The organism is Agrobacterium vacciniicorymbosi, assembly GCF_040427045.1.
Taxonomy (GTDB): domain Bacteria; phylum Pseudomonadota; class Alphaproteobacteria; order Rhizobiales; family Rhizobiaceae; genus Agrobacterium.
On the sequence record NZ_JBETMF010000028.1, the window covers coordinates 1 to 1322 of the forward strand.

Here is a 1322-nt window from a genome sequence, read left to right on the forward strand (position 1 = left end):
GTGAACCGCCCCGGCCTTGCCGGAGACCGTTTGGTTTAAGTTATGCGGCCAATGCTGGTGCGTCCAGCATGGCGTAGTATCGTTCCTCGGCCTCTGCAGGCGGAATGTTTCCAATGGGCTCCAGTAGACGCCGGTTGTTGAACCAATCGACCCATTCCAGCGTGGCGAACTCCACAGCTTCGAAGTTGCGCCATGGTCCTCGGCGATGGATGACCTCAGCCTTGTAAAGGCCGTTGATCGTTTCGGCGAGAGCGTTGTCGTAGCTATCGCCGACGCTTCCGACGGAAGGTTCGATACCTGCCTCTGCCAACCGTTCGGAATACTTGATCGACACGTATTGCACGCCCCTGTCGGAGTGGTGGATGAGCCCGCCGCGATGTACGGGCCGCCGATCATGAAGTGCCTGGTCGAGAGCATCGAGGACGAAACCCGCTTGCGCCGTCCGGCTTGCCCGCCAGCCTACGATACGCCGGGCGAAGGCATCGATCACGAAGGCCACGTAGACGAAGCCCTGCCAGGTCGCGACATAGGTGAAATCGGAGAGCCACAGCATGTTTGGTGCGGGAGCACGGAACTGCCGGTTCACACGGTCGAGCGGGCATGGAGCGGCCTTGTCCGACACGGTGGTTTTGACGGGCTTGCCGCGAATGATGCCTTGAAGACCCATCATTCTCATGAGCCGAGCGACGGTGCAGCGGGCGATGTCGTGACCCTCTCGCTGCAACTGTCGCCAGACCTTCCGCACGCCATAGACCTGGAAGTTCTCGTTGAACACCCGGCGTATCTCGACCTTCATCGCCATGTCGCGACGGGCGCGGGCCGACAGGCGGTCCACGTCCGTGCGCTTGGCAACGACCTCATAGTAGGTGGACGGGGCAATCGGCAGCAGCCTGCAGATCGGCTCGACCCCGAGCACCGTGCGGTGTTCGTCGATGAAGGAAATCATCGCTTCAGTGGGCGGTCGAGCTCCGCCTGGGCAAAATATGCCGAGGCTTTGCGCAAAATCTCGTTCGCCTGACGAAGCTCCCGGTTCTCCCGCTCCAGTGCCTTCATCTTCTCGGCCACGTCGCTCGGCAGGCCAGCCCGCTTGCCGCTGTCGACCTCGGCCTTCTTCACCCATTCATGGAGGGTATGCGCCGAGCAACCGATCTTGGACGCTATCGATGATACCGCTGCCCAGCGGGAGGGATGTTCGGCTTCATGCTCCGTCACCATACGCACGGCACGGGCGCGGACTTCAGGGGAGAATTTGTTCGTCGTCTTGCTTGTCATAGACCCTACTTCTCACGAGTTGGGGTCTCCGGTAAATCCGGGGCGGTTCA

At 61.2% G+C, this 1322-nt stretch carries 1 protein-coding gene and 1 other annotated feature; the gene reads right to left on the bottom strand.

What is annotated here, in order from left to right; all coding sequences use genetic code 11:
• Positions 1-40: 40 nt before the first annotated feature.
• Positions 41-1272 (bottom strand): IS3 family transposase gene (locus ABUK73_RS23315; protein ID WP_174000245.1). Its coding sequence is split into 2 segments (ribosomal slippage): positions 41-981 and positions 981-1272, totalling 1233 coding nucleotides; the frame shifts between segments, so codons are not numbered across the junction.
• Positions 872-988: a sequence feature (AL1L pseudoknot), on the bottom strand. It overlaps the preceding gene by 117 nt.
• Positions 1273-1322: the final 50 nt, after the last annotated feature.